Raw genomic sequence first — 517 nt, 5'->3', positions numbered from 1 at the left:
CCAGCTGCGCCCGCAATCAGGCGGGGCTACGGGTGGAAGAAGCCAAAATCGAGCTGTACCACTCGGTGGACGCGCTGAAACGCGCACAAGCCGCGCGCATTCTGGTGTTCGAGCCCTTCGTGTCCTGCTCGCGCTCCGACCGCGCCGTCCGGCGCAGCTCGGTGGGGCTGTGGGTGCACTTCAAGACGCTGAACACGCTCGGCGCGAACCACCTGATTACCTACCAACTGCATTCGGACAAGTCGAAAGCCATGATTGACCCGACGGTCAGCATGATTGAGGACGTTCCCGCGCAGACCCTGCTGAAGAAATACCTGTGCGACACCTATATCCACGACCGCGAGACGCTCGAAAAGACGGTGCGCCCCCGCTGGGCGTTCTGCTCCGTCGACGCGGGCGGGGAAAAGCTCGCGCGGCGCTTTGCCAACGCCTTCGGCGCGCCGCTCGTCGTCGCGCACAAGCAGCGGGACTATTCAAAAGCCAATACGGTCGAGTCGGTGAATATCCTGTCGTCAGT

1 protein-coding gene is annotated in these 517 nt (G+C 62.9%); it reads left to right on the top strand.

What is annotated here, in order from left to right; translation table 11 throughout:
• Nucleotides 1-517: ribose-phosphate diphosphokinase (locus tag AWU74_RS07850; RefSeq protein WP_238580257.1), on the top strand; the 517-nt coding region annotated here is incomplete at both ends.

Source organism: Treponema endosymbiont of Eucomonympha sp. (assembly GCF_001028545.1).
The sequence above is the reverse complement of the archived record's forward strand: the minus strand, read 5'-3'. Positions and strand labels throughout refer to the sequence as shown.